Raw genomic sequence first — 23521 nt, 5'->3', positions numbered from 1 at the left:
CCTTATTGGCTTAATTACAGTTTATAGCCGCGGTGCAGCGCGACGATACCCCCACTCAGATTGAAATATTCGCATCGCTCCAGACCCGCATGCTCCATCATCAGCTTAAGCGTGTCCTGATCCGGGTGCATGCGTATCGATTCGGCCAGATAGCGGTAACTCGCCTCATCACCGGCAATCAGTTTGCCGAGCACCGGTAATATCTTGAAGGAATAAAAATCATAGGCAGGCGCTATGGCCTGCAGGCGCGGTTTGGAAAACTCCAACACCAGCAAGCGCCCGCCCGGTTTCAGTATGCGCTGCATGGAAGCCAGTGCCGCCTCCTTGTGGGTAACGTTGCGCAGGCCGAAGGCGATGGTGATGCAGTCAAAGCTGTCATCGGGAAATGGCAGGTGCTCGGCATCGGCCTGCACGTATTCGACATTGCCAACCACGCCTGCATCCACCAGTCTTGCGCGCCCCACACCCAGCATGGCGGCATTGATATCGGTGACCACCAGCCTGCCCTTGGCGCCTACTTTTTCCGCCAGCAGACGTGCGATGTCTCCCGTGCCGCCTGCGACATCCAGCACCGACTCGCCGCCACGCAAACCCGCACGCGCAACTGCAAACCGTTTCCACAAGCGGTGCACGCCGAACGACATGGCATCGTTCATCACGTCATAGCGCGTCGCCACCGAGTCGAACACCGCACCTACGCGGCGTGCCTTCTCGGACTCGGCGACGTCCTCAAAACCGAAGTGGGTCTTCTTTTCCATAGCGCTGCTTCAGCTCAGGAGACACCCAGCAAGGGCACACTGCTGACAAGGTGCCTCATGAGTCAGCCGAACGGGTCACACCCGCCTGTTGCAGGCGCGCCAGATAATCACGCCAGTTGTCTTCATACCGGGCGCCGAGTTCGTACAAATAGCTCCAGGAATACAGCCCGGTGTTATGGCCGTCATCAAAGTGCAGGCGCACAGCATAGCTGCCCACCGGGTCAATCGCACTAATGTTGACCTGTTCCTTGCCGACCTGCAACACCTCCTGCCCCGGCCCGTGGCCGCGCACCTCGGCAGACGGCGAATGGACGCGCAGGTATTCACACGGCAGCTTGAAATGCGCACCGTCGTCGAAGCTCACTTCGAGCACGCGCGATTTCTGACGCAGGTTGATTTCTATGGGGTGGGGCTTGCTGTGTTCGTCTGCCATGGTGCGTGGTACTACAATATATAGCGCGTGAGGTCTTCATCCTCAACCAGCTTGCCGAGATGTTCATCCACATAGGCGGCATTGACCTCGAGATGGGTACCACCCTTGTCCGATGCCTCGAACGAGATCGTCTCCAGCAGGCGTTCCATCACCGTATGCAGGCGGCGCGCGCCGATGTTTTCCGTGCGCTCGTTCACCTTCCACGCCACTTCAGCCAAGCGCGCGATGCCATCCTTGGTGAAGCTCAGCGCCACACCTTCGGTTGCAAGCAGGGCGATGTACTGACGCGTGAGCGAGGCATCGGGCTCGGTCAGGATGCGCACAAAATCCTCCGCGCCGAGCGCGTCCATCTCCACCCGGATCGGCAAGCGGCCCTGTAATTCAGGAATCAGGTCCGAGGGCTTGGCGACATGAAACGCGCCGGAGGCAATGAACAGGATATGGTCGGTCTTCACCATGCCGTGCTTGGTGGACACGGTGCTGCCCTCAACCAGCGGCAACAGGTCGCGCTGCACACCCTCGCGCGATACGTCTGCCCCGGCATACTCCGAGCGCTTGGCGATCTTGTCGATCTCGTCGATAAAGACGATGCCGTTCTGTTCCGCATTGCTCAGGGCGCGCGCCTTCAGCGCGTCCTCGTCTATGAGCTTGGCCGCGGCCTCGTCGGTGAGCAGCTTGAAGGCCTCCTTCACCCGCAGCTTGCGGGTGCGGGTGCGCGCGCCCGCGAGATTCTGAAACATGCTCTGCAACTGGTTGCTCATCTCCTCCATGCCCGGTGGGGCCATGATCTCGACACCCATCGGTGCCACATTCAGGTCGACCTCGATTTCGCGCTCGTCGAGCACGCCCTCGCGCAACTTCTTGCGGAATATCTGGCGTGTGGCAGGCTCGTCCTGCGCTACCGAGGAATCCACTCGCGCCGGACGCAACAGAATATCGAGTATGCGTTCCTCGGCGCTCTCCTCGGCACGCGGGCGCACCTTTTTTATTTCTTCCTCACGCGTCATCTTGATCGCGGTGTCGACCAGATCACGAATAATGGATTCGACGTCGCGCCCGACATAGCCCACCTCGGTAAACTTGGTGGCCTCGATCTTGAGGAACGGCGCGTGGGCGAGCTTTGCCAACCGCCGCGCAATCTCGGTCTTGCCGACGCCGGTCGGACCGATCATCAGAATATTCTTGGGCGTGATTTCGTTGCGCAGCGATTCTTCCACCTGATTGCGGCGCCAGCGGTTGCGCAGGGCAATGGCGACGGCGCGCTTGGCAGCGGCCTGGCCAATGATGTGCTTGTCCAGTTCGTGGACGATTTGCTGCGGGGTCAGGGACATGTCAGGACTCAAGCGGTTGCACCCAGTTCTTCTACGGTGATATTGCGATTGGTAAATACACAGATGTCGGCGGCAATCATGAGGCTGCGCTCGACGATGGCGAGCGCATCAAGTTCTGTATTCTCCAGCAGGGCACGCGCCGCCGCCTGTGCGTAGGGACCGCCTGAACCGATCGCCATGAGGCCATTTTCCGGCTCGATGACGTCGCCATTGCCGGAGATGATAAGCGAGACGCCTTTGTCGGCCACCAGCAGCAAGGCCTCCAGCCGCCGCAGCATGCGATCGGTGCGCCAGTCCTTGGCCAGCTCTACCGCCGCGCGGGTGAGATTGCCCTGATGTTTTTCCAGCTTGCCCTCGAAGCGCTCAAACAGCGTGAAGGCATCGGCGGTGCCGCCGGCAAACCCGGCGATGACCTGATCGTGATACAGACGCCGCACCTTGCGGGCATTGCCTTTCATCACGGTATTACCCATCGATACCTGGCCGTCGCCGCCGACGACGACCTTGCCGTTGCGGCGCACTGACACTATCGTCGTTCCGTGCAATTGTTCCACTGTTGAATTCCTGCGTTGATGCGTCAGACTGATGCTGTATTGTAACTCAAGGCAGTAGTCGTTCAGCGGCGAATAGTGCCGGCACTGTTTCACGGGCACGCACCAGGTGGGCCTGCGTACCATCCACCATCACCTCAGCGGCACGCGGGCGGGTGTTGTAATTGGAGCTCATGCTCATGCCGTAGGCGCCCGCCGAGCGAATGGCGAGCAGATCGCCCGGTTCCAGCGCCAGGCTGCGCGCCGTGCCGAGGAAGTCCCCGCTCTCGCACACCGGGCCAACCACGTCATACACACGCTCTGGCACGGTGCGCGGCTGCACCGGCTCTATCGCGTGGTACGCGTCGTACAGCGCCGGGCGCATCAGATCATTCATGGCGGCATCGACCACGGCGAAATTCTTCGCGTCATTGAGCTTGAGATACTCGACCCGCGTGAGCAGCACACCTGCATTGCCGATGATGGCGCGCCCCGGCTCAATGAGCAGGGTGCAGGCACGATCACCGACGGCGCCCAGCAGGGCTGCCACATAGGCCTGTGGCGCAGGCGGCGTTTCACCCTGATAGGAAATGCCCAGCCCGCCGCCCAGATCCAGCTCACGGAGGACGATGCCCTGCTGTGCCAGCGCATCTACCAGCGCCAGCACGCGCTCGGCCGCCGCCACGAAGGGCGTGGTGTCGGTCAGTTGCGAACCGATGTGACAATCCACCCCGACGACTTCGATATGCGGCAGGGCCGCAGCACGGGCGTAGATCGCCGGCGCCTGCGCGATGGGAATGCCGAACTTGCTGTCTGCAAGCCCGGTGGCAATATAGGGGTGGGTGCGCGCGTCGACATCGGGGTTGACGCGCAGTGCGACCGGCGCACGCTTGCCGAGCGCGCCCGCCACCTCATTCAGCCGCTCCAGCTCCGGCGCAGATTCAACATTAAAGCAGCGGATACCGGCCGTAAGCGCCTCACGCATCTCATCCGGACGCTTGCCGACACCGGAAAATACTACCTTGCCCGCCTCGCCCCCTGCCGCCAGTACACGCGCCAGTTCGCCACCGGAGACGACATCGAAGCCAGCGCCCAGTCGCGCCAGGCAGTTGAGCACGGCAAGATTGGGGTTGGCCTTGACCGCATAACACACCAGATGACCGTGCGGATACGCCGCCAGCGCTGCGTCAAAGGCGCGAAAGCCTGCCTCCACGGCAGCACGTGAATAGACGTAGCAAGGCGTGCCGTGCGTCGCAGCGACTGTAGCGAGATCGACGTCCTCGGCGAACAGGCGCCCATCGCGATGGTGAAAGTAATTCATAAATAAGGTGTGGCGCGCTGGCCGCGCGTGGCCTTGTTTAGTGGCCGGAGGCGGTCACGGACTGATCTTGCCAGCGATCCGGCAGATATAAATCGCCCTTTTGTCCGCAGCCGCTCAAGCCAGCGGCCGCAAACAGCGTGACTGCGAGCAACAGAATAGTGATCTTTGCCTTGGTCATGTCTCAGTCCTGAAAATCACTGTGTGCCTGAGTCCAGCAGCACTCGCACACTTTACCACTATGCCACCGCCAGAGCGGGGCGAGCAGCGCATTGGGAGAAAATATTACCGTAAAATGCAAGACGAGCCCCGGCAGGCTGTTGCAAAACAGCCTTGCGATCCGGTCGGCCTGTTGCAGACACAGACAAAGCAGTTGCCGTCGCTTCGCCGGTGCGCCCACCCTGCCTGTGGCAGGCGGAGCCGCACACCCCACCCGCCCGCTCAGGCGGGCTTGACGTGTGCCGCCTGCAGCCCCTTCGGCCCGGTGGTCGTTTCAAACTCGACCGTCTGACCCTGGGTCAGGGACTTGAAGCCTTCAGCCTCGATGGCGGAGTAGTGTACAAATACATCCTCGCTGCCATCATTCGGTGTAATAAAGCCAAAACCCTTGCCGTCATTAAACCACTTCACCGTACCAAGACTCATACAGACAACCCCTTAGTTATAACTGCACTGTCTCTTGCCCGTACGCCCGACATACAACCGCATGTCATGCTACGAGGTTCGCATGGTCTGTCGCCTCCTGTCACGCCTGAAAACAACGCACACAAGACCTTCCAGGCCCAGCCATATAAACGCACAACGTCCTGATTATTTGGGCATTCTGCTACCGTGTCAATAGCCGGGCAGGTGTTTTTGCGCGACTGTCTGCACACTCATGTCACCAGACAACGCAACCAGCGCTCATACAGCACGTCCGCTATCTGCTGGAGGGCGGCCACTCTGGGCGTGAGATGCTGTTGCATCTCTTGTGCGCTCTGCACACATATGCCGGGTGCAGCCAGCTCATCGGCACCCTGTTCTGCCCAGTCGCGCACCATGTCCGCCGTCATCTCCACGTGGCATTGCAGGGCCAGCATGTTGCGCCACACGAATGCCTGATGCGCACAATGGGCGCCGGTCAACAGCAGTGTTGCATCCTGCGGCAGGCTGAAGGTCTCGCCATGCCAATGAAACACGTCGAACGCGGGCGGCAACGGCCCCAACCAGTCGTGCGTCATAGAATTGTCCGCGCGCTGCACGGCATGCCAGCCGAATTCCTTCACTGTATTGGCGCACACCTCTCCACCCAGGGCCTTGCTGATCAGCTGGCCACCGAGGCAATGGCCGAGTACCGGCACACCGACCTGCGCGGCACGGCGTATCAACGCCATTTCCCCGGCTATCCACGGCAGGTCATCGTTCACGCTCATGGTGCCGCCCATGAACACCAATCCGGCGCAGTCGTCCACCTGCGGCGGGATGGCATCACCGGCATCGATACATACGAGTTGAAAAGGGATGGCGCGCCGCTCCAGCACCGTGGCGAAATAGCCCGGCCCTTCGTTGGCGATATGGCGGAAGATGCGCACCGGCTTCATACAGCGCATAATAAACAGCTTATGGCTTGCTCTGCTACCGGCAAATACCTGGTCAGTCTGGCGTTGCTGCTCGCCAGCCCGACGCTGTTCGCCGTCAACAGCGTGGTGGTGCTTGGCCTGTTCAAACACAAGGCCATCGTGGTCATCGACGGCAAGCAGCAGGCGCTCAGTGTGGGTGAAACCAGCCCGGAAGGCGTCAGGCTGATCAGCGCCAGCAGCAACGAGGCCGTACTGGAAATTGACGGCCAGCAAAAAACCTACCCCCTCGGCAGCGAGGTGCATACGCGCCTTGGCGCACCCCCGCACACCAGCGTCACCCTCTTCCGCAGTCCGCAGGGTATGTTTGCGACGGTCGGCACCATCAACGGCCTGACCGTGAATTTTCTGGTCGACACCGGCTCCTCGCTGGTGGCGATGAACTCCGCCGAGGCCAAACGACTCGGCATCAACTACCGGCTGGACGGTAAACCCACCACAGCCGCCACCGCCTCAGGCCTCGCGCCCGCTTATCAGGTCAAACTTACCAAGGTCAAGGTCGGCAACATCGAACTGCGCGAGGTGGACGGTATGGTGATCGAAGGTCTCTCACCGACAGAGGTATTGCTCGGGATGTCGTTTCTGACCCGCCTCGAAATGCAGAACAGCGGGCAGACGATGCTGCTCAAGCAGAAGCATTAGCCTGCTGCGAAAAATTACGCCTGCTCGGCATAACGCACGCAAGCGCGGTCCGTTTCCCACAGGGTGACGGCGCTCACGCGCAGATCGGGTTTGTTAAGTGTCTGCGACAGGCCGCTATAAAAATAGGCGGCGATGTTTTCCGCCGTCGGATTGATCTTGTCGAACGGTGGAATGTCATTGAGGTAATAGTGATCCAGCGTCTTGGCGAGATCACGCGCGGCGTTTTTAATGACGCGAAAGTCCACACCCATGCCGGTATCGTCCAGCCGGTTGGCTGTTACCTCCACTTCCAGCTTCCAGTTGTGACCGTGCATGCGGCGGCAGTCGCCGGGATAGTCTCGCAGGGTGTGCGCCGAGGCGAAGTCGGTGAGTATCTTGAGGGTGTAGTGAGCAGACACGGAGCTATTTTACTTTAACCGGCGCGACCTGGCACTGTGTTTCAAAATGTTTGTGTACCGTGCGCAGTATGCCGTCGGCATCCAGACCGCAGGCCGCGAGCAGTTCGGCGCGCGTGCCCTGATCGAGAAAAGCATCCGGCAGGCCCAGATTGATGATGGTATTGCCCAGACCTTGCGCGGCGAGGCATTCGTTCACCGCGCTGCCGGCGCCGCCCTGTACGGCATTGTCTTCCAGCGTGACCAGCAGCGTATGCCGTGCAGCCAGCTGCATCACCAACGCCTCATCGAGCGGCTTGATGAAGCGCATGTTGGCTACGGTGGCATTGAGCGCCTGCGCGGCCTCCATGGCGGGTTCCAGCAGGGCGCCGAACACCAGCAAGGCGATGTCTTTGCCTTCGCGGCACAGCTTTGCCTTGCCCAAGGGCAGACTGTTGGTGCCGGATTGCAGTACGCTGCACGGCGCAGGACCGCGCGGGTAACGCACTGCCGCCGGGCCGTTATACAGAAAGCCCGTGGTCAGCATCTCGCGGCATTCATTGGCGTCGGTCGGCGCCATGATGACCATGTTCGGTATGCTGCGCATGAAGCCGAGGTCAAAACTGCCCGCGTGGGTGGGGCCGTCGGGGCCGACGATACCGGCGCGGTCGATGGCAAACAGCACCGGCAGATTCTGCAAGGCAACGTCATGCACCAGCTGGTCATAGGCGCGCTGTAAAAACGTGGAGTAGATCGCCACTACCGGCTTCAGCCCTTCACAGGCGAGACCAGCAGCCAGCGTGACGGCGTGCTGTTCGGCGATGCCGACATCGAAATAACGTGCCGGATACCGCTCGGAAAATTGCGTGAGGCCTGAGCCCTCACGCATGGCGGGCGTAATGGCAACCAGACGCTCGTCGCGCGCCGCCATGTCACACAGCCAGTCCCCGAAAATCTGTGTGTAGCTGGGGGCACCACCACTCTTGCTGCGCGGCTCGCCACTGTCGGGGTCAAACGCCGCCACGCCGTGGTAGCTGCACGGGTCGTCCTCGGCCGGCGTGTAGCCCTTGCCCTTCTGCGTGACCACGTGCAGGAACTGCGCCCCCTTGAGCGCGTGCAGGTTGCGCAGGGTTTTCACCAGCGTGGGCAGATCATGGCCGTCGATGGGGCCGATGTAGTTAAAGCCCAGCTCCTCAAACAGCGTGCCGGGGATCACCATGCCCTTCATGTGCTCTTCCGCGCGCCGCGCCAGCTCCCACATCGGTGGCACCACACCCAGCACCTTTTTGCTGCGCTCGCGCATGGTGGAGTACACCTTGCCCGACAGCACGCGCGCGAGATAATTCGACATGCCGCCGACGTTGGGTGAGATCGACATGTCATTGTCGTTCAGTATCACCAGCATGTCAGCGCCCAGATCACCCGCATGGTTCAGTGCCTCAAAGGCCATGCCGGCGGTGAGCGCACCGTCGCCCAGCACGGCCACCGTCTTGCGCGCACCCTCACCCTCCGGCTTCGCCCCCCTCGCTTCGCTCTCCCCTGAGGGAGAGAGTGTTTTTAATGAATGGGCGAGGGCCATGCCAAGCGCTGCGCTCACTGCGGTACCCGCATGGCCGACACCAAAAGTATCGTAAGGGCTTTCGTCACGCTTGGGGAAACCGGCGAGGCCGCCTTTCTGCCGCAGGCTGTCCATCGCCGCGCGGCGTCCGGTGAGTATTTTGTGCGGATAGCTCTGGTGGCCGGTGTCCCATACCAGACGATCCTCAGGGGTGTTGAATACATAGTGCAGCGCAATCGCCAGCTCGACCGTGCCCAGCCCGGCGGAAAGATGGCCGCCGGTGCGGCTGACCGATTCAATCAGAAACGCCCGTAACTCGGCGGCCAGCGGCGCAAGCTCGGCTTCATCGAACGTACGCAATTGCGCGGGCGTGCGGAGTCTCTCTAGCAACGGGTACGACATAGGCTGGTGTGAAGCTGGGGGATGTATATGGTACTCGCAAGCCACCGGACAAGGCCAGCCGCTGGCGCAGATACCGCTTATTTAACTCTGCCGCTCCACGATGTAGCGCGCCAGCGCCCGAAGCGGATCAGCACGCTGATCAAGCCCGCCCAGGCTGGTCTCTGCCTCGTCGCACAGATCCTGCGCCATCTGGCGTGATTGCGCCAGACCCAGCAGCGCAGGATAGGTGGGCTTGTCACGTAACCGGTCGGCGCCTTGGGTCTTGCCCAGCGCAGCGGTACTGCCTGCCTCATCGATGACGTCGTCATGAATCTGGAAGGCCAGCCCGATGCATTTGGCGTAATGATCGAGCCGCCCAAACGTTTCGTCTTGCTCACTGAGCGCGGCGAGCGCGCCCAACCGGACAGCGGCGCGAATCAGCGCGCCGGTCTTGTGAATGTGCATGTATTCGAGCTCGGCGAACGTCAGCTGCGCACCGACCGCCGCCAGATCCAGCGCCTGCCCGCCTGCCATGCCGCGCGAACCGCTGGCCTCAGCCAGAATCTCTACCCTGCGCAGCCGCTGCGCCGGCTGCGCCCCCAGCGCAGCGTCCTGCGCCAGCAACTGAAACGCCAATGCCTGCAAGGCATCACCGGCGAGGATGGCGGTCGCCTCGCCCCAGGCCTTGTGACAGGCGGGCTGACCGCGGCGCAGGTCATCGTTGTCCATCGCCGGCAGATCGTCATGCACCAGTGAATAGGCATGAATCAATTCTACTGCACAGGCCGGGGTGTCGAGTTGCGCGAGCGGTGTGCCGAGGGCCGCGCCCGTGGCATAGACCAGCACCGGGCGGATGCGCTTGCCACCGTTGAGCACGGCATAACGCATGGCCTGATGCAGTTGCTCCGGTACCGCCGCCGCAGGCGGCAAGCGCTGTGCGAGCGCCGCATCGGCACGGGCGCGGTAGGCCTCCATCCAGTCCGGCGTCATGGCGGGTCAGGGGTGGTCCGTCAGGGTTTGCATGCCCCGCTCAGGCATCATCGGTCTCAAACGGCTCGATCTGCACCGCGCCGTTTTTTTCCATCAGTATCTGTACCTTCTGCTCGGCCTCGGCAAGCGCCTTCTGACAGTGGCGGATCAACTGGATGCCGTGCTCGAAATCCTTGAGCGAGGCCTCCAGCGACAGCTCGCCTTTTTCCATGCGCTCGACCAGCGTTTCCAGCTCGGTGAGGGTACGTTCGAAATCAGGAGCGGGTTTTTTAGGCATGGCAGGGCGTCCGGCAAACTTGAGACATGTTAGCCTATTGAACTGGCCCAGTGAAGTTGGGAGGACAGCAATGTCAGCGCGCGAAAACTGGATGGAGGAGATGCAGTCAGCCTACCTGTACCAGGTGCTGGTCGCTACCGAGCCCGACCCGGTTAAAAACAAGCTGTTTCTGCGTCTGGGCCAAGCCGCCGAGGCCCAAGCACAGATCTGGGCGCAGCAGGCCCGCACGCGTGGCGTGGCGCTGCCCGCGACATTCTACCCCAGCTGGCGGGCGCGTCTGGTGGCGGCACTGATCCGCGCCCTCGGGCCGCGCCGTCTGCGGCCGGTGCTGGCGGCGATCAAGGTGCGCGGCCTGTCGGTGTACAGCGCACCCGCGGACAGCAGCGGCCATGCCATGCCGACCTCGGTCGAGGACTTCGGCCACCGTCACCACACCACCGAGAGCGGCGGCAACCTGCGCGCCGCCGTGTTCGGCGTCAGCGACGGGCTGGTCTCCAACACCAGCCTCATCATGGGCATGGCTGGCGCCATGCAAGACCTCAAGGTACTGCTGCTCACCGGCACCGCGGGCCTGCTGGCGGGCGCACTCTCCATGGCCGCTGGCGAATATGTCTCCATGCGTTCACAGCGCGAAATGTATGAATACCAGATCGGGCTGGAGCGTGCGGAACTGGAGGAGTATCCGGAAGAGGAAGCCGAGGAGCTGGCGCTCATCTATGAGGCGCGCGGTGTACCCCTCGAACAGGCCCGCAGCACCGCCCACAGCCTGTTGCAAAACCCTGAACATGCGCTCGACGCGCTGGCGCGCGAGGAACTCGGCCTCAATCCGGACGCACTGGGCTCGCCGTGGGGCGCGGCTGGCGCCTCGTTTCTCGCCTTTACCCTGGGGGCGCTGGTGCCGCTGCTGCCGCTGGTCTTCGCCGGGGCTAACGCGATTTACACCAGCGCCGGAGCAGCCGTTGTCAGCCTGTTTCTGATCGGCGCGGTGCTCAGCCTGTTTACCGGCAAACAGGCCGTGTGGGGCGGCCTGCGTCTGACCCTGATCGGCGGCGGGGCGGGGGTGATCGCCTATATGATAGGCACCCTGCTGGGGACCGGGCTGGGCTGAAAATAGATCCCGGCAACGTCTTTTTTACGCGCCCGATGCCACATCCGCCATAGCGCAGCTGACCCCGGCCAGGGACGGGGCACGCTTTCTGATTTTTTACGCCCAGTCGAGCCCATTTTATTGTAAAATGGACAGTTTCCCTTTCCCCGCAGGGCTTTTATTTGTGCTAGACAATTTACGCAACATCGCCATCATCGCCCATGTCGATCACGGCAAAACCACGTTGGTCGACAAACTGCTACAGCAGTCCGGTACCTTTGCCGCACGCGCGGCCAGTACCGAGCGCGTGATGGACTCCAACGACATCGAGCGCGAGCGCGGCATCACCATCCTGGCCAAAAACACCGCGCTGCGCTGGCGCGACTACCGCATCAACATCGTCGATACACCCGGCCACGCCGACTTCGGCGGCGAGGTGGAGCGCGTGCTCTCCATGGTGGACGCCGTGCTGCTGCTGGTCGACGCGGTAGACGGGCCCATGCCGCAGACCCGCTTCGTGGCGCAGAAGGCCTTTGCGCTGGGACTCAAGCCCATCGTCGTCATCAACAAGATCGACCGTCCGGGCGCGCGGGCGCACTGGGTGCTGGACCAGACCTTTGACCTGTTCGATCGCCTGGGCGCGACCGAAGAGCAGCTCGACTTTCCGGTGGTGTACACCTCGGCGCTGAACGGCTATGCCAGTCTTGATGCCGAGACCCGCGCGGGCGACATGACGCCGCTGTTCGAGACCATCGTGCAACACGTGAGGCCGCCGCAGGTAGATCCTGCCGGGCCGTTCCAGATGCAGGTGAGTTCGCTTGATTATTCCAGCTACGTCGGCGTGATCGGCATCGGCCGCATCGCGCGCGGACGCATCAAGGCCAACTCGGCTGTGGTGGTGGTAAACCCGCAGGGCGCGAAGCGCAACGCGCGCATACTGCAACTGTTCAACATGCTCGGCCTCGAGCGCATCGAGATACCGGAGGCCGAGGCGGGCGACATCATCGCCTTTACCGGCATCGAAAATCTCGGCATCTCCGACACCCTGTGCGACCCCACTGCGGTGGAGGCCCTGCCCGCCCTCGTGGTCGACCAGCCCACGGTGAGCATGATGTTTCAGGTCAACACCTCGCCGCTGGCCGGCAAGGATGGCAAGTACATCACCAGCCGCCAGATCCGCGAGCGCCTGCAACGCGAGCTCATCCATAACGTCGCCCTGCGCGTGGAAGATACCGCAGACCCTGACAAGTTCCGCGTCTCCGGGCGCGGTGAGTTGCACCTTGGCATCCTGGTCGAAAACATGCGCCGCGAGGGCTACGAACTGGCACTGGGGCGGCCTCAGGTCATCACGCGCGAAATCGACGGCGAAACCTGTGAGCCATACGAGTCCGTGGTGGTCGATATCGAAGAACGCCATCAGGGCAGCATCATGGAGCAGATGGGCCTGCGTAAAGGCGACCTCACCAACATGGAGTCCGACAGCAAGGGGCGGGTACGTCTGGAGTACATGATCCCGACCCGCGGGCTGATCGGCTTCCGCACCGAATTTCTGACGCTCACCTCAGGCACCGGCCTGCTGCACAGCGTCTATGACCATCACGCGCCGGTGAAAAAAGGCACGATCGGCAACCGCACCAATGGGGTGCTGATCGCCAACGGCGCCGGTAAAAGCGTGGCCTTTGCACTGTTCAGCCTGCAGGAGCGCGGGCGCATGTTTATCGGCCCGGGTGAGGAACTCTATGAAGGCATGGTGATCGGGCTGCATTCGCGTGACAACGATCTGGTGGTCAACCCGCTGAAGGGCAAGCAGCTCACCAACATGCGCGCCTCGGGTTCGGATGAAAATGTGATTCTGGTGCCGCCGGTGCGCATGTCGCTGGAACAGGCGATGGAGTTTATCGACGACGACGAGCTGGTGGAAGTCACCCCGCACCACATCCGTCTGCGCAAACGCCAACTGCTGGAGCACGAACGCAAAAAGACCTCGCGCGCGGGATAACAAATCCCCCTCGCTGCCGCTCGACCCCCTTTGAAAAGGGGGTGGCCGTAGGCCGGGGGATTTGTTAAACCGCCGTAGCCTTCATCGGCTGCGAGAAGCGATAGCCCGAACCGCGCACGGTCTGGATCAGGGTGTCATGCCCATGCTGCTCCAGCACCTTGCGCAGGCGCCGGATGTGCACGTCCACCGTGCGCTCGCCGACATACACATTGCTGCCCCACACCAGATCGAGCAGCTGGCTGCGGCTGTACACCCGTCCGGCGTGGCTCATGAAGAAATGCAGCAGGCGAAACTCGGTGGGGCCCATCGCCAGCTCATGCCCATGACTGGCCACGACATGGCTGGCAGGGTCGAGGCGCAAACCGTCTGCTTCGACCACATCATCGGTCGCTTGGGGCGCGGTACGGCGCAGCACGGCCTTGATCCGTGCCAGCAACTCACTCAGCGAAAACGGCTTGGTAAGATAGTCGTCGGCGCCGATCTCGAGCCCCCTGACCTTGTCCGCCTCTTCGCCGCGCGCGGTAAGCATGATAATCGGTATTGCGCGCGTGGCTTCCTCCCGCTTCAGGCGGCGCGCCAGATCCATGCCGCTCATGCCGGGCAGCATCCAGTCGAGCAGAATCAGCATCGGCGGCTGCCGGGTGATGCCGACGAGCGCCTGCTCTGCATCCTGCGCAATGTCATAGGCGTAGCCCGCGCGCGCAAGTGACAGCGCAATCATCTCGCTGATCGCTGCTTCATCTTCCACTATCAGTATGCGGTTGGTCATTCCCTGTTTACTCCGGCTTTAAGCACGCGCCATTACACTGCGGAATGATGACGGTTGTGTTACAGCGTGCTAATCAATCAGCGATAACTGTCCGGCATCGCCGTCGGTGCGGCGCCGATCGACAAACAGGCTGTTACCGGCGATATTTTTCGCCTGCGTCTTGATCTCACTCACCCGCGCGGCAATCTCGTGATGTGACACAAAGCGCCCCTGCGGTGCCTCCACTGCAGCGAGCGACAGCGTCATGACCGGAAAGAACACCTTGTTACCACGCCGATCCTTCGACCAGACCCCGCCTGCAGTGCGTTCCTCTTCCGCATAAAGCTCCACCACCTTGACCGCGAAACTGTCGATGATTGCCTGACAACGTTGCTGCCAGTTCTGGCTCAGGAAGATTATGACAAAGTCATCGCCGCCGACGTGACCGACAAAGTCATGGCGACTGTGCGCCGCATCCACAAGGATGCGTGCCAGCAGCTTGATTGCCTCGTCACCCTGGCTGTAGCCACAGGCATCGTTGAATGGCTTGAAGTTATCGAGGTCGCAGTAGCACATGACAAAGCCCCAGCGCCTTTTGAGCAGGCTGTCAAGGCGTTCGTTGATGGGCACGCTGCCCGGCAGCAACGTGAGCGGGTTGGAGTATCGTGCATTGCGCACCTGTAGATCGGTAATTTTCTTCAGCAACTGCACTATCGTGCTCATGCCGAGATAGCGCCCCCTGGAGGTAATGATGAATTCATCACTGAGATACACATCATCTTCACTGGTAACCAGCTTGCTCAGCTTTTCCAGCGGCAGGCTTTTATCGACAATAAGCGGCCTGCGTTCCATGAAATATGACACGGGTTTTTTACCGTGCAGATCGCGTCCATACCGGCTTGCCAGAACATTCATCAGCTGGGTGCGACGCACCAGGCCCAGCGGTATGTCGCCCCTGACGACCGGCAATGCATTCAGATTCGGTGTGCCGTGAAACAGCTCACCGGCCACTTCCACCGGCGTATCCGGATCCAGTGTGGGTCGCGGACTGATGAGGGTGGCGGCGACCGCTGAACGCGCCAGGCCGGGAACATAACCGCTGTGAGCAGGCGGCTCCGGCGCAAGACTTGGCGTGTCCAGCGCGATGGAGGGCAGGGCATCAGGGGGGGCGAAATAGTAGCCTTGCGCCATCGTCACACCTACATCATACAGCGCCTGATGATCTTCCCTGGTTTCCACGCCCTCGGCGATGACTTTGCAGTTGAGATCGCTGGCAATCTCCATGATCGACTGCACGAACTGGCGCTTGCTGCGATCCTGGTACATGCCCTGCGTAAAGTGCATGTCAATCTTCACATAGTCGGGCCGCAGCTCAGACCACAGGCGCAGGCTGGAATAGCCGGTACCCATATCGTCGATGGCTATCTCAAACCCCATGGAGCGGTAAAGCACAACTGCCTCGCGCAACAGGGCATAATCACCCGTGGGTGTGTGCTCGGTGATTTCCAGCACAACCTGATCCGGCACCACGCCTGTGAGGCCCATCATGTGCAACGCTTCGCTGCCCCGGAAGCCGGGCTGCATCAGGCTTGCAGGATTGATGTTGAGAAACAGCTTGCCCTGGAGCTGGAGCCTGAGCCAGGCCTCAATACACACCTGACTGCAACGCTGATCCGCTTCCGCCAGACGCGCATATTTCGTTGCGTCTGCGAACAGTACCGTGGGGGTGTGCAGGGGACTCTCCGCAGGACCGCGGATTAATGCCTCATAACCGTAGATGCGGTTCTCGACCAGTGAACAGATAGGCTGAAAAAGGGGGGTAAGCTGGCTGTGCTCCAGAATGTCATGAAGAGCCCGATCGTCGCGCATGCGCTCCTAACACCCCTTTTTGTCTCGAAGGACTTGTCGACAGCCGCCCACTCCTCTTTCCAGCATACAAGCAGCGGCGGTGCCACACAAGTCTTAACATGTCCTTCTTCTGGGTGTAACAAATCCTCCCTAGTCTGTGCCCTACGCAATTCAAGCAGGGCTTGCAAACACCCTGCGCGTTCAAGATGACCTTTTAAAAACCGGCAAAATCATGGGAGAGGATGTAATGGAACTGCACACATACGGAAAATTTATTTCCATCTCACTGGCCGCAGCACTGGCAGTCACCGCCGCAGCGGCGCAGGCAGAGGACAACATCAAGGTTTACGGCAAGGCGCGCGCCTCCGTGGACATCACAGACAACGGCACGGCTAGCGCCAGCAACGTTTCCAGCAACAGTTCGCGTCTGGGTTTCAAGGGGGTGGAAGATTTAGGCAATGGGTTGAAGGCGGTCTTTCAGATGGAAACCCTGGTTACGATGGATGGCAGTGATAGCTTGCTATTGGGCACCCCACGCAACAGCTACCTAGGCCTCGCGGGCGGCTTCGGCACACTGGTTTTGGGTGTAACCGACAATGCCTACAAGCTCGCCACCGGAAAGCTCGACATCTGGAGCGACAGCATGGGTGACTTTAACGCCATCATCGGCAACGTGAGCGGCGCGAGCACGCCGTTCAATGAGCGCGAGCCGAGCAGCATCAACTACTGGAGCCCGAAGATGAACGGTTTCCAGTTTTTGGCCGCCTACCGCGTGGACGAGGATGCCGCGAACAACCGTGACCGCTACAGTTTGGCCGGCGTGTACGAAAACGGCCCTTTGTATGCCAGTCTGGCCTATGAGCAGCACAGAAAAGAGGCTACCTTGAGCGGCTCTATTTATTCGTCCACCACGCCGCCCACGGGTGCCCATATTTACGACACCCACGCATGGACGCTCAGCCTCGGCTACACCTTCAATCACGATAATACCAAGATCAATTTCGTATACGAGGATTTATCTCAAGATGGCGCGGCGACTTTGATGGATCGGAACGCCTGGTATCTCGGCTTGGCACACAAGATGGCCGCCAACACCCTCAAGATTGCTTACGCCAGGGCAGGCGACAACGACACCGGCGGAGATACCGGCGCGGACTGGTATGTGCTGGGTCTGGATCACGCGCTCTCCAAACGCACCAGCGTCTACGCCCTGTATGCCCGCACCGATAACGAAAGCGGTGCGAAGTATGGCCTGGGCACGGGCGGTAGCAGCGGCGCAGTGAAGAACAGCACCAACGGGCTGGATTTGTCTACGTTTTCAGTCGGCATCAACCACGACTTCTAGGTTCTCACGTTGCCTTGGCTTGGCGCGGACAGCTTGACGGCTGTCCGCGCTTTTTTATTTCCCGTCGAGCAGCGCCAGCAAATCCCGCGGGCGGTAAAAATAGCCCAGCACGCCGCCGCCCGCATCAACTTCACCCGCAAACTTCAGCCCCAGCACCCCGCTCTTCACAAATTTGATACGCAGCACCGGTGACTGGCATAACAGCGCGGAGGCCCAGGCACTCATATCCGGTTCGTGCCCGACACAGAGTACGCACATGCTGCCGGCGGATGCGCGCAGCAACGCCACCAGGTCTCCCACGGGGTGGCCGCCTGTCAGTGCGGCGCTCTCTTCCAATACATGACCCAGCCCCAGCACCTGCGCGGTAATTTCCGCCGTTTGCCGCGCCCTCAGACGCGGACTGGTGTAGATACGCTCCGGCAGGATGCCCATGCGCTTTAATGCCTGCGCCACTTTTTTCTGGGTCTGACTGCCTTCTGCCGTAAGCGGTCGCAACGCATCGTCGGCATAAGCATTGCCCGGCTCGGCCTCGGCGTGACGCATCAGCATCAGCTTCATGGCTCAGCGTCGCCGCTGTCCCGCCGCAGGCTGTACTGCCCCAGCGCACGGCGAAAAGGCAGCCAGAGCAGGGCGCCGAAGCCGAGCCGTGCACGATATTCCTTCAACCCGATTTCAAAGCCCTGCTGCCCCATGGCCGGCTGGGCGCGGTAGGTGCCGCACAGCCTGTCCCAGACCGAAATGGAAAACCCGAAGTTGGAATTGGTTTCGTTCACGACGCTGGAGTGGTGCACACGATGCATGTCCGGTGTGACTACAAACAATCTCAGCCAGCGGTCTATTTTTTCCGGGATATGCACGTTGCCATGATTGAATACCGAGGCGCCGTTCAATATCACCTCAAACAGCAGCACCGCCCATACCGGTGCACCGAGCGCCGCCACCGCCGCCATCTTGTAGAGCATGGAAAGCAGAATCTCCAGCGGATGAAAGCGCACGCCGGTGCTGAGATCAAAATCCAGATCGGTATGGTGAACACGGTGCAGCCGCCAGAACACAGGCAGCGCATGCGACAGTACATGCTGCAAATACAGCGCGAAATCCAGCAACAGTAACGCCAGCACAAACTCCAGCCAGCCCGGCCAGGCAACGCTGTTGAACCAGCCCCAGCCATGCTGGAATGCATACTCAGCAGTCATCAGCGCTGCCGCGCCCAGCGTGAAGCGCAACACCAATACGTCGGTGACCAGCAAGGTGAGATTGGTGCGCCAGTGGTCAGCGCGTGGCTCGGTCAATGGCCGTCGCGGGCGGCGCGTCTCCCACCATGCGACCAGGGTAAACAGGGCGGCAAAACTGCCGAGGCGTATGATTGTTTCCATATTAAATACAGTAGTGAGTAGCGAGTGGCGAGTGGCGAGTGACAAGAATGTCTCTGTTACTCGTTACTCGCTACTGTTGTAATTTGGAGCGGGTGATGGGAATCGAACCCACACTATCAGCTTGGGAAGCTGAGGTTCTACCATTGAACTACACCCGCGGCCTGTGCCTCAGAAAACTGAACCGGGTAAAAGCTTAGCACAACTGCCCCGCCGCAGGCCTGCACCCATTGCACCGCGAGCCCTAACCCTTCAAAATAGACGGCAGTCTTAATTATGTCACTTTCCAGCCCGTGTCAGCCGGGGTAATCCCGCAGGCCCCAACGTTATTTTATGGAGATATTTGTCAATGGCGCACCCCGCGAAGTTTCCGCCGGCCACAGCGCATATCAGTTACTTGCCGATCTCGGCCTGCTGGAAAAGCGTCTGGCGCTGGAGATCAACTGTGAGATCGTGCCGCGCAGTGCCTACGCGGCACAACACTTGAGCCCCGGCGACCGGGTGGAAATCGTACACGCCATTGGCGGCGGCTAAGCAGGAGACATTACCATGCAAAACAAATACGGATTTGGGAAAACGGTCAACCTGGCCTTTGAGACTGCCATAGCGCGCACTACCGAAGAGTTGCAAAAGGAAGGCTTTGGCATACTCACCGACATTGATGTCGCCGCTACCCTGAAAAAGAAACTCAACCAGGACATGCCGCCTTACCGCATCCTCGGCGCCTGCAACCCGCCGCTTGCACACCGCGCACTGGAGGCGGAGCCCTCCATAGGCCTGCTGTTGCCCTGCAACGTGGTGGTACGCGAGGATACCGCCGGCAATGTACAGGTCGAGATCATGGATCCCAACGCCGTACTCGACATGGTGGATAAACCGGCCGTGCACGAGGTTGCGAGCGAAGTCCGCCAACGGCTGGAGCGCGTGCTGAACGCGCTGTAATCCCCTCATCCATAGAAAATACAACCATGAGTGCGCTACCGGACACCGTATCCCCCACCACGCACGACCCGCTTATTATCGCAGGCGTAACCTACCGCTCGCGACTACTGGTCGGCAGTGGCAAATACCGTGATCTTGAGCAAACCCGGCGCGCAACGGAGGCCAGCGGCGCCGAGATAGTCACTGTTGCACTGCGCCGCACCAACATCGGCCAGCATCCGAACGAGCCGAGCCTGCTGGATGTGCTGCCGCCCGACCGCTACACGATTCTGCCCAACACCGCGGGCTGCTATACCGCCGCCGACGCCGTACGCACCTGCCGTCTGGCGCGGGAACTGCTCGACGGCCGCACGCTGGTGAAACTCGAAGTGCTGGGCGACGAGAAGACCCTGTTCCCCGACATCACCGCCACCCTGGAGGCCGCCACCACCCTCATCAAGGAGGGTTTTCAGGTCATGGTGTACACCACTGACGACCCCATCATCGCCAAACGACTGGAGGGCATGGGTTGTGTGGCAGTAATGCCGCTGGCGGCGCCCATTGGCTCCGGGTTGGGCATCCGTAACCCCTACAACATCCGCCTCATCATCGAAAACGCCAAGGTGCCCATACTGGTGGATGCCGGTGTGGGCACGGCATCGGACGCTGCGATTGCGATGGAACTGGGCTGTGACGGCGTACTTATGAACACCGCCATTGCGGCGGCACAAGATCCCGTGCTGATGGCCAGCGCGATGAAGAAAGCGGTCGAGGCCGGACGCGAGGCGTATCGCGCCGGGCGCATGCCGCGCAGGCTGTACGCCAGCGCATCGTCGCCGCTGGACGGCCTGTTTTTCTAGACCGTGAAGGAAACCGCCGGGCATATCCGGCCGGTGCGCAGCTTTGTGCTGCGCCAGGGGCGCATCACCACTGCCCAGCGCACCGCGCTACACACCCTGTGGCACCACTACGGGGTCGAGTGCGTCGGCGCGCCGATCAACCTTGATCTGCTGTTTGGACGCAGCGCCCCCCGGGTACTGGAGATCGGCTTTGGCATGGGGGATGCGCTGGCCGCAATGGCGCAGGCGCATCCCGAGCAAGACTATCTCGGCATCGAAGTACACCGGCCAGGTGTTGGCAACCTGTTGCGATTGCTCGCAGAGCAGCAGAGCAGTAACGCGCACGTGCTGTGTGGCGATGCGGTGGAGATGCTGCATCTGGACTTGCCCGATGCCGCGTTTGATGCAGTACACCTGTTTTTTCCAGATCCCTGGCCCAAACGTCGCCACCACAAGCGGCGCATCGTGCAACCTGCCTTTGCCGCACTTATTGCAAAAAAACTCCGGCGCGGCGGACGCTTTCATCTCTGTACCGACTGGGAAGAGTATGCCGCACAGATGCTTGAAGTGCTGAATGCGGTACCGGGGCTCGTCAATGTCTCTCCGTCCGGCGGCTACGCCGACCGCAGCGAACGCCCACTGTCAAAATTTGAGCGGCGCGCGGTACGCGAGGGCCGGATCGTAAGGGACTTAATGTTTCTCGGTCGCTAGCGGAGTCGACGCCGTCACTGCCTTGGCCAGCAACGAGAATAGGACGCCCACCCTGCCTGGACAGTCACGGCAGTGCGGTGGCACTTACCCGCTACAATGGCACCTTCAATGTCGACGTGGCCAGCCTCGCTGCCGGTATTACCGGATAGAACAGCACAAGCCTGGACGAGGCGACCATCACCAACAACCATCTACGGGACGCGGGCTGTGCCGTCGGCAAGAACGCCGTGAGGGGTCTCGCGCGCAAGCGCGTGGAGCTCACCGGCGAGAACTGTATTTCCAGCAGCCGGCTCCGGCACCTCGCGCAGTGTCTGTGCCAAAGCATTCCATGCTAATGTATTCTTTCAGCATCATTCTGGCGGAGGTGGCGCATGATCGGCAAAAAGAATATCGTGTTCGGTTTCATCTATCTGGTGTTTACCGCAGCGCTGGGGCCGGTGATGATTCTGAATTACTTCGGTGACGTAGCCGTAGCCGAGGCGGCCAAGCAGCAAGAGATGGGGGCACTGCAGGTGGCGGAGGCGAACGGCTTCGAGGTTGATCTTGAGCCGATGAGCGCGGAGCAGATCGCCAAGGCCAACACCGCTGCGTTGCTCGCGCTCTCAGCCAACCTCAACAGCGAAGCACCGGTAGATGCCATCAAGAGTGGGCCGCACACGCACGGCAACCTGGAGGCATTGCTAAACATTGTGGTTGGCTTGGTGCTCGGATTTCTTGCCGTGCCTCTGCTGTTCAAGCAGGTCATCAGTTGGGTATTCATCGTCGGCGCGCTCGGCCACTCGGGCCTGTTGTATCTGGCGGTGGCGCTCGGCCTGCCGTGGGCACAGGCGTTGCTCGTCAGCCCGGTGGGCTATATCGGCCCGTCGCTGATTCTGCTCGGCCTGCTGCTCACCGGTATTGCGGCGGCGATAGGCTACAAGGGCCGGCTGGTCACCGACACTGGTTAGCCTGAATTAAGCACCGGATAACGGAGGACATGACGATGCATCAAACAGCACCTGCTGAACACGGCGTGACGTGGCTTACCGAAGGCTGGACACTGTTCATACAGCGGCCGGGGTTGCTGGTGGGTATGACGCTCATACTGTTGCTGATCCTTGCTGCACTGAATCTGGTGCCACTGCTGGGTGGCCTCGCCGCCCTGATCATGCTGGTGGTACTCGTCGCCGGTCTGTTTACCACGCTCGAGCGCCTGCATCGCGGACAGGAGGCAGGCTTCGACACCTTGTTCAGCGGCCTGCGTGAGCACACCCGGCCGCTGCTGGTTCTGGGGCTGATTTTCCTCGGTGCCGAGATCATCATCGCCGTGCTGGTCGGCCTCGTAGTCAGCGGCACGGTCATCGGCAGCGTGTTGATGGGCGACATTATGTCGCATGGCGAGATGTCGCCTGCCATGATATTGAGCATCGTGCAAGGCGGCCTCGCCGCCTTGCTGCTGCTACTGCTGCTGAGCCTGCCGTTGCTCATGGCCTACGCCTTTGCGGTGCCGCTGGTGTGCCTTCGCGGACATGCGCCAGTGGCAGCGCTCAAGGCCAGCTTTCTTGCGGTGGCAGCCAACTGGGCCCCGTTTCTGGTCTACGGGCTGATCTACATTGTGCTGGCGCTGCTGGCCTCAATCCCGCTCATGCTCGGCTGGCTGCTGCTGCTGCCGCTGACCGTGGCCTCGGGTTACATGGCGTATCGCGAGGTGTTTGCTGACAACGCAGTGCTGTCTTAGCCACGCAGCGCCACCCGCGCCACCACCCACACCTCGATCTGTTCAATGCCGGATTTGCGCAAGGTCGCGGCGCACTCCCGCAGCGTATGGCCGGTGGTCATTACGTCGTCCACCAGCGCCACATGGCGGGCCTTGATGGGCCGTGCCACCTGAAACGCGCCCTTGATGTTTTTGTGCCGCGCAGCTGCGGGCAACAGTGACTGCACAGTGGTATGGCGTACCCGTGTACAGCTGCGGTAATCCAGGGGAATGTTGAGCCGACGCGCCAGCGGGCGCGCGATTTCCAGCGCCTGATTGAAGCCACGCTCACGCAAGCGGGTGCGGTGCAGCGGCACGGGGATGATGCACTCCGGCCAGGCATGGCTGCGCCGCCGGGCCAGCTGCTCCGCCATCAACTCTCCCAGCAACCGCGCCAACGGCAGGCGGGCCTTGAATTTCAGGCGCTGTATGAGCTGGTCTGCCGGGGGCTCATAGCGCAGCAGGCTGTAGCCCCGTTCATAGTCCGGGGTGTGGCGCTGGCACTCGCCGCACTCCTGGCCCTCGCTGCCAGACGGTAGCGGCAACGCACACCGCACGCAGGCTGTGGTGGTGTAAGGCAGGCTCACATGGCAGGCCGCGCACAGATCGCGTCCGTCGTCGCCCCGGGCCGCGCACAATACGCATACTGGCGGCAGCAACCAGGCGTGTACACTTTTTAGCCATCTGTTTACCCTGTCCCGTGCCAT

General features: G+C 61.2%; 27 protein-coding genes and 1 tRNA gene. 10 read left to right on the top strand and 18 right to left on the bottom strand.

The window, feature by feature from the left end; genetic code table 11:
- Window positions 1–14 precede the first annotated feature (14 nt).
- The 8 genes from ubiE to Q8L89_05055 form a co-directional block, all read right to left on the bottom strand.
- Window positions 15–758: a bifunctional demethylmenaquinone methyltransferase/2-methoxy-6-polyprenyl-1,4-benzoquinol methylase UbiE gene (ubiE, locus tag Q8L89_05090; GenBank protein ID MDP1708423.1), complete on the bottom strand. Its 744-nt coding sequence runs from the start codon at window positions 756–758 to the stop codon at window positions 15–17.
- A gap of 55 nt (window positions 759–813) precedes the next feature.
- Window positions 814–1191, bottom strand: a complete 378-nt coding sequence (locus Q8L89_05085) for a DUF971 domain-containing protein (GenBank protein ID MDP1708422.1) — start codon at window positions 1189–1191, stop codon at window positions 814–816.
- An 11-nt stretch (window positions 1192–1202) separates the two neighbouring features.
- Window positions 1203–2522, bottom strand: a complete 1320-nt coding sequence (hslU, locus tag Q8L89_05080; protein MDP1708421.1) for an ATP-dependent protease ATPase subunit HslU — start codon at window positions 2520–2522, stop codon at window positions 1203–1205.
- Window positions 2523–2530: 8 nt separating this feature from the next.
- A complete protein-coding gene (gene hslV / locus Q8L89_05075; protein ID MDP1708420.1) occupies window positions 2531–3076 on the bottom strand; it encodes an ATP-dependent protease subunit HslV in 546 nt (181 codons plus the stop codon).
- Between the two features lie 46 nt (window positions 3077–3122).
- A complete protein-coding gene (lysA, locus tag Q8L89_05070) occupies window positions 3123–4373 on the bottom strand; it encodes a diaminopimelate decarboxylase (protein ID MDP1708419.1) in 1251 nt (416 codons plus the stop codon).
- 37 nt (window positions 4374–4410) lie between these two features.
- Window positions 4411–4551, bottom strand: a complete 141-nt coding sequence (locus Q8L89_05065) for a lipoprotein (protein MDP1708418.1) — start codon at window positions 4549–4551, stop codon at window positions 4411–4413.
- A 260-nt stretch (window positions 4552–4811) separates the two neighbouring features.
- Window positions 4812–5015 carry a cold-shock protein gene (locus Q8L89_05060; GenBank protein ID MDP1708417.1) on the bottom strand — a complete coding sequence of 68 codons (204 nt, stop codon included), beginning with the start codon at window positions 5013–5015 and terminating at the stop codon, window positions 4812–4814.
- A 230-nt stretch (window positions 5016–5245) separates the two neighbouring features.
- The gene (locus tag Q8L89_05055; GenBank protein ID MDP1708416.1) at window positions 5246–5950 is read right to left on the bottom strand and encodes a type 1 glutamine amidotransferase; all 705 of its coding nucleotides are present in this window, start codon (window positions 5948–5950) and stop codon (window positions 5246–5248) included.
- Between the two features lie 21 nt (window positions 5951–5971).
- On the opposite strand from Q8L89_05055, the gene Q8L89_05050 reads away from it, so the two are divergent.
- A complete protein-coding gene (locus Q8L89_05050; protein MDP1708415.1) occupies window positions 5972–6628 on the top strand; it encodes a TIGR02281 family clan AA aspartic protease in 657 nt (218 codons plus the stop codon).
- 14 nt (window positions 6629–6642) lie between these two features.
- Here Q8L89_05050 and queD read toward each other — a convergent pair whose 3' ends face one another.
- The 4 genes from queD to Q8L89_05030 all read right to left on the bottom strand — a co-directional run bounded on the left by queD (window position 6643) and on the right by Q8L89_05030 (window position 10208).
- A complete protein-coding gene (gene queD, locus Q8L89_05045) occupies window positions 6643–7026 on the bottom strand; it encodes a 6-carboxytetrahydropterin synthase QueD (GenBank protein MDP1708414.1) in 384 nt (127 codons plus the stop codon).
- A gap of 4 nt (window positions 7027–7030) precedes the next feature.
- Window positions 7031–8962 (bottom strand): 1-deoxy-D-xylulose-5-phosphate synthase, encoded by a 1932-nt coding sequence (gene dxs / locus Q8L89_05040; GenBank protein ID MDP1708413.1) that lies wholly within the window; start codon window positions 8960–8962, stop codon window positions 7031–7033.
- Between the two features lie 81 nt (window positions 8963–9043).
- The gene (gene ispA / locus Q8L89_05035; GenBank protein MDP1708412.1) at window positions 9044–9931 is read right to left on the bottom strand and encodes a (2E,6E)-farnesyl diphosphate synthase; all 888 of its coding nucleotides are present in this window, start codon (window positions 9929–9931) and stop codon (window positions 9044–9046) included.
- Window positions 9932–9971: 40 nt separating this feature from the next.
- Window positions 9972–10208 carry an exodeoxyribonuclease VII small subunit gene (locus Q8L89_05030; protein ID MDP1708411.1) on the bottom strand — a complete coding sequence of 79 codons (237 nt, stop codon included), beginning with the start codon at window positions 10206–10208 and terminating at the stop codon, window positions 9972–9974.
- Between the two features lie 70 nt (window positions 10209–10278).
- On the opposite strand from Q8L89_05030, the gene Q8L89_05025 reads away from it, so the two are divergent.
- Both Q8L89_05025 and typA read left to right on the top strand, forming a co-directional pair.
- Window positions 10279–11316 carry a VIT1/CCC1 transporter family protein gene (locus Q8L89_05025; protein ID MDP1708410.1) on the top strand — a complete coding sequence of 346 codons (1038 nt, stop codon included), beginning with the start codon at window positions 10279–10281 and terminating at the stop codon, window positions 11314–11316.
- A 163-nt stretch (window positions 11317–11479) separates the two neighbouring features.
- Window positions 11480–13294, top strand: a complete 1815-nt coding sequence (typA, locus tag Q8L89_05020) for a translational GTPase TypA (protein MDP1708409.1) — start codon at window positions 11480–11482, stop codon at window positions 13292–13294.
- Window positions 13295–13358: 64 nt separating this feature from the next.
- Here the strand turns inward: typA and phoB are convergent, their stop codons facing one another.
- Window positions 13359–14063, bottom strand: a complete 705-nt coding sequence (gene phoB, locus Q8L89_05015; protein ID MDP1708408.1) for a phosphate regulon transcriptional regulator PhoB — start codon at window positions 14061–14063, stop codon at window positions 13359–13361.
- A 69-nt stretch (window positions 14064–14132) separates the two neighbouring features.
- Window positions 14133–15911 carry a GGDEF domain-containing protein gene (locus Q8L89_05010; protein ID MDP1708407.1) on the bottom strand — a complete coding sequence of 593 codons (1779 nt, stop codon included), beginning with the start codon at window positions 15909–15911 and terminating at the stop codon, window positions 14133–14135.
- Window positions 15912–16137: 226 nt separating this feature from the next.
- Between Q8L89_05010 and Q8L89_05005 the strand changes: the two genes are divergently transcribed.
- Complete coding sequence (locus Q8L89_05005; protein ID MDP1708406.1) at window positions 16138–17235, top strand: porin; 1098 nt, start codon at window positions 16138–16140, stop codon at window positions 17233–17235.
- Between the two features lie 54 nt (window positions 17236–17289).
- Here Q8L89_05005 and sixA read toward each other — a convergent pair whose 3' ends face one another.
- The 3 genes from sixA to Q8L89_04990 form a co-directional block, all read right to left on the bottom strand.
- Complete coding sequence (sixA, locus tag Q8L89_05000; GenBank protein ID MDP1708405.1) at window positions 17290–17793, bottom strand: phosphohistidine phosphatase SixA; 504 nt, start codon at window positions 17791–17793, stop codon at window positions 17290–17292.
- Entirely contained in the window at window positions 17790–18611 is an 822-nt protein-coding gene (locus Q8L89_04995; GenBank protein MDP1708404.1) for a sterol desaturase family protein, read from the bottom strand. The genes sixA and Q8L89_04995 overlap by 4 nt, the downstream gene beginning before the upstream one ends.
- A gap of 84 nt (window positions 18612–18695) precedes the next feature.
- Window positions 18696–18769: transfer RNA gene (locus Q8L89_04990), tRNA-Gly, on the bottom strand.
- 172 nt (window positions 18770–18941) lie between these two features.
- On the opposite strand from Q8L89_04990, the gene thiS reads away from it, so the two are divergent.
- The 6 genes from thiS (at window position 18942) to Q8L89_04960 (ending at window position 22796) form a co-directional block, all read left to right on the top strand.
- Window positions 18942–19142 (top strand): sulfur carrier protein ThiS, encoded by a 201-nt coding sequence (gene thiS, locus Q8L89_04985; protein ID MDP1708403.1) that lies wholly within the window; start codon window positions 18942–18944, stop codon window positions 19140–19142.
- Window positions 19143–19157: 15 nt separating this feature from the next.
- On the top strand, window positions 19158–19550 hold the full coding sequence (locus tag Q8L89_04980; GenBank protein MDP1708402.1) for a DUF302 domain-containing protein: 393 nt from the start codon (window positions 19158–19160) through the stop codon (window positions 19548–19550).
- Window positions 19551–19576: 26 nt separating this feature from the next.
- Window positions 19577–20389, top strand: a complete 813-nt coding sequence (locus Q8L89_04975) for a thiazole synthase (protein ID MDP1708401.1) — start codon at window positions 19577–19579, stop codon at window positions 20387–20389.
- A 3-nt stretch (window positions 20390–20392) separates the two neighbouring features.
- A complete protein-coding gene (gene trmB, locus Q8L89_04970; GenBank protein MDP1708400.1) occupies window positions 20393–21079 on the top strand; it encodes a tRNA (guanosine(46)-N7)-methyltransferase TrmB in 687 nt (228 codons plus the stop codon).
- Between the two features lie 371 nt (window positions 21080–21450).
- Entirely contained in the window at window positions 21451–22026 is a 576-nt protein-coding gene (locus tag Q8L89_04965; protein MDP1708399.1) for a hypothetical protein, read from the top strand.
- Window positions 22027–22055: 29 nt separating this feature from the next.
- Window positions 22056–22796: a BPSS1780 family membrane protein gene (locus tag Q8L89_04960; GenBank protein MDP1708398.1), complete on the top strand. Its 741-nt coding sequence runs from the start codon at window positions 22056–22058 to the stop codon at window positions 22794–22796.
- On the opposite strand, the gene Q8L89_04955 is transcribed toward Q8L89_04960, so the two are convergent.
- The gene (locus tag Q8L89_04955) at window positions 22793–23521 is read right to left on the bottom strand and encodes a ComF family protein (protein ID MDP1708397.1); all 729 of its coding nucleotides are present in this window, start codon (window positions 23519–23521) and stop codon (window positions 22793–22795) included. The two genes, Q8L89_04960 and Q8L89_04955, sit on opposite strands and share 4 nt — an antisense overlap.

This window comes from Gammaproteobacteria bacterium (assembly GCA_030680605.1).
Taxonomy (GTDB): domain Bacteria; phylum Pseudomonadota; class Gammaproteobacteria; order SURF-13; family SURF-13; genus JAQBXX01.
This window is presented reverse-complemented; position numbering and strand designations above follow the sequence as displayed.

Excerpts from the sequence above, each read along its gene's own strand:
- ubiE (MDP1708423.1), bottom strand. The coding sequence starts at position 758 with ATGGAAAAGAAGACCCACTTCGGTTTTGAGGACGTCGCCGAGTCCGAG.
- Q8L89_05085 (MDP1708422.1), bottom strand. The coding sequence starts at position 1,191 with ATGGCAGACGAACACAGCAAGCCCCACCCCATAGAAATCAACCTGCGT.
- hslU (MDP1708421.1), bottom strand. The coding sequence starts at position 2,522 with ATGTCCCTGACCCCGCAGCAAATCGTCCACGAACTGGACAAGCACATC.
- lysA (MDP1708419.1), bottom strand. The coding sequence starts at position 4,373 with ATGAATTACTTTCACCATCGCGATGGGCGCCTGTTCGCCGAGGACGTC.
- Q8L89_05065 (MDP1708418.1), bottom strand. The coding sequence starts at position 4,551 with ATGACCAAGGCAAAGATCACTATTCTGTTGCTCGCAGTCACGCTGTTT.
- Q8L89_05060 (MDP1708417.1), bottom strand. The coding sequence starts at position 5,015 with ATGAGTCTTGGTACGGTGAAGTGGTTTAATGACGGCAAGGGTTTTGGC.
- Q8L89_05055 (MDP1708416.1), bottom strand. The coding sequence starts at position 5,950 with ATGAAGCCGGTGCGCATCTTCCGCCATATCGCCAACGAAGGGCCGGGC.
- Q8L89_05050 (MDP1708415.1), top strand. The coding sequence starts at position 5,972 with ATGGCTTGCTCTGCTACCGGCAAATACCTGGTCAGTCTGGCGTTGCTG.
- dxs (MDP1708413.1), bottom strand. The coding sequence starts at position 8,962 with ATGTCGTACCCGTTGCTAGAGAGACTCCGCACGCCCGCGCAATTGCGT.
- ispA (MDP1708412.1), bottom strand. The coding sequence starts at position 9,931 with ATGACGCCGGACTGGATGGAGGCCTACCGCGCCCGTGCCGATGCGGCG.
- Q8L89_05030 (MDP1708411.1), bottom strand. The coding sequence starts at position 10,208 with ATGCCTAAAAAACCCGCTCCTGATTTCGAACGTACCCTCACCGAGCTG.
- Q8L89_05025 (MDP1708410.1), top strand. The coding sequence starts at position 10,279 with ATGTCAGCGCGCGAAAACTGGATGGAGGAGATGCAGTCAGCCTACCTG.
- phoB (MDP1708408.1), bottom strand. The coding sequence starts at position 14,063 with ATGACCAACCGCATACTGATAGTGGAAGATGAAGCAGCGATCAGCGAG.
- Q8L89_05010 (MDP1708407.1), bottom strand. The coding sequence starts at position 15,911 with ATGCGCGACGATCGGGCTCTTCATGACATTCTGGAGCACAGCCAGCTT.
- Q8L89_05005 (MDP1708406.1), top strand. The coding sequence starts at position 16,138 with ATGGAACTGCACACATACGGAAAATTTATTTCCATCTCACTGGCCGCA.
- sixA (MDP1708405.1), bottom strand. The coding sequence starts at position 17,793 with ATGAAGCTGATGCTGATGCGTCACGCCGAGGCCGAGCCGGGCAATGCT.
- Q8L89_04995 (MDP1708404.1), bottom strand. The coding sequence starts at position 18,611 with ATGGAAACAATCATACGCCTCGGCAGTTTTGCCGCCCTGTTTACCCTG.
- thiS (MDP1708403.1), top strand. The coding sequence starts at position 18,942 with ATGGAGATATTTGTCAATGGCGCACCCCGCGAAGTTTCCGCCGGCCAC.
- Q8L89_04980 (MDP1708402.1), top strand. The coding sequence starts at position 19,158 with ATGCAAAACAAATACGGATTTGGGAAAACGGTCAACCTGGCCTTTGAG.
- Q8L89_04975 (MDP1708401.1), top strand. The coding sequence starts at position 19,577 with ATGAGTGCGCTACCGGACACCGTATCCCCCACCACGCACGACCCGCTT.
- Q8L89_04965 (MDP1708399.1), top strand. The coding sequence starts at position 21,451 with ATGATCGGCAAAAAGAATATCGTGTTCGGTTTCATCTATCTGGTGTTT.
- Q8L89_04960 (MDP1708398.1), top strand. The coding sequence starts at position 22,056 with ATGACGATGCATCAAACAGCACCTGCTGAACACGGCGTGACGTGGCTT.
- Q8L89_04955 (MDP1708397.1), bottom strand. The coding sequence starts at position 23,521 with ATGGCACGGGACAGGGTAAACAGATGGCTAAAAAGTGTACACGCCTGG.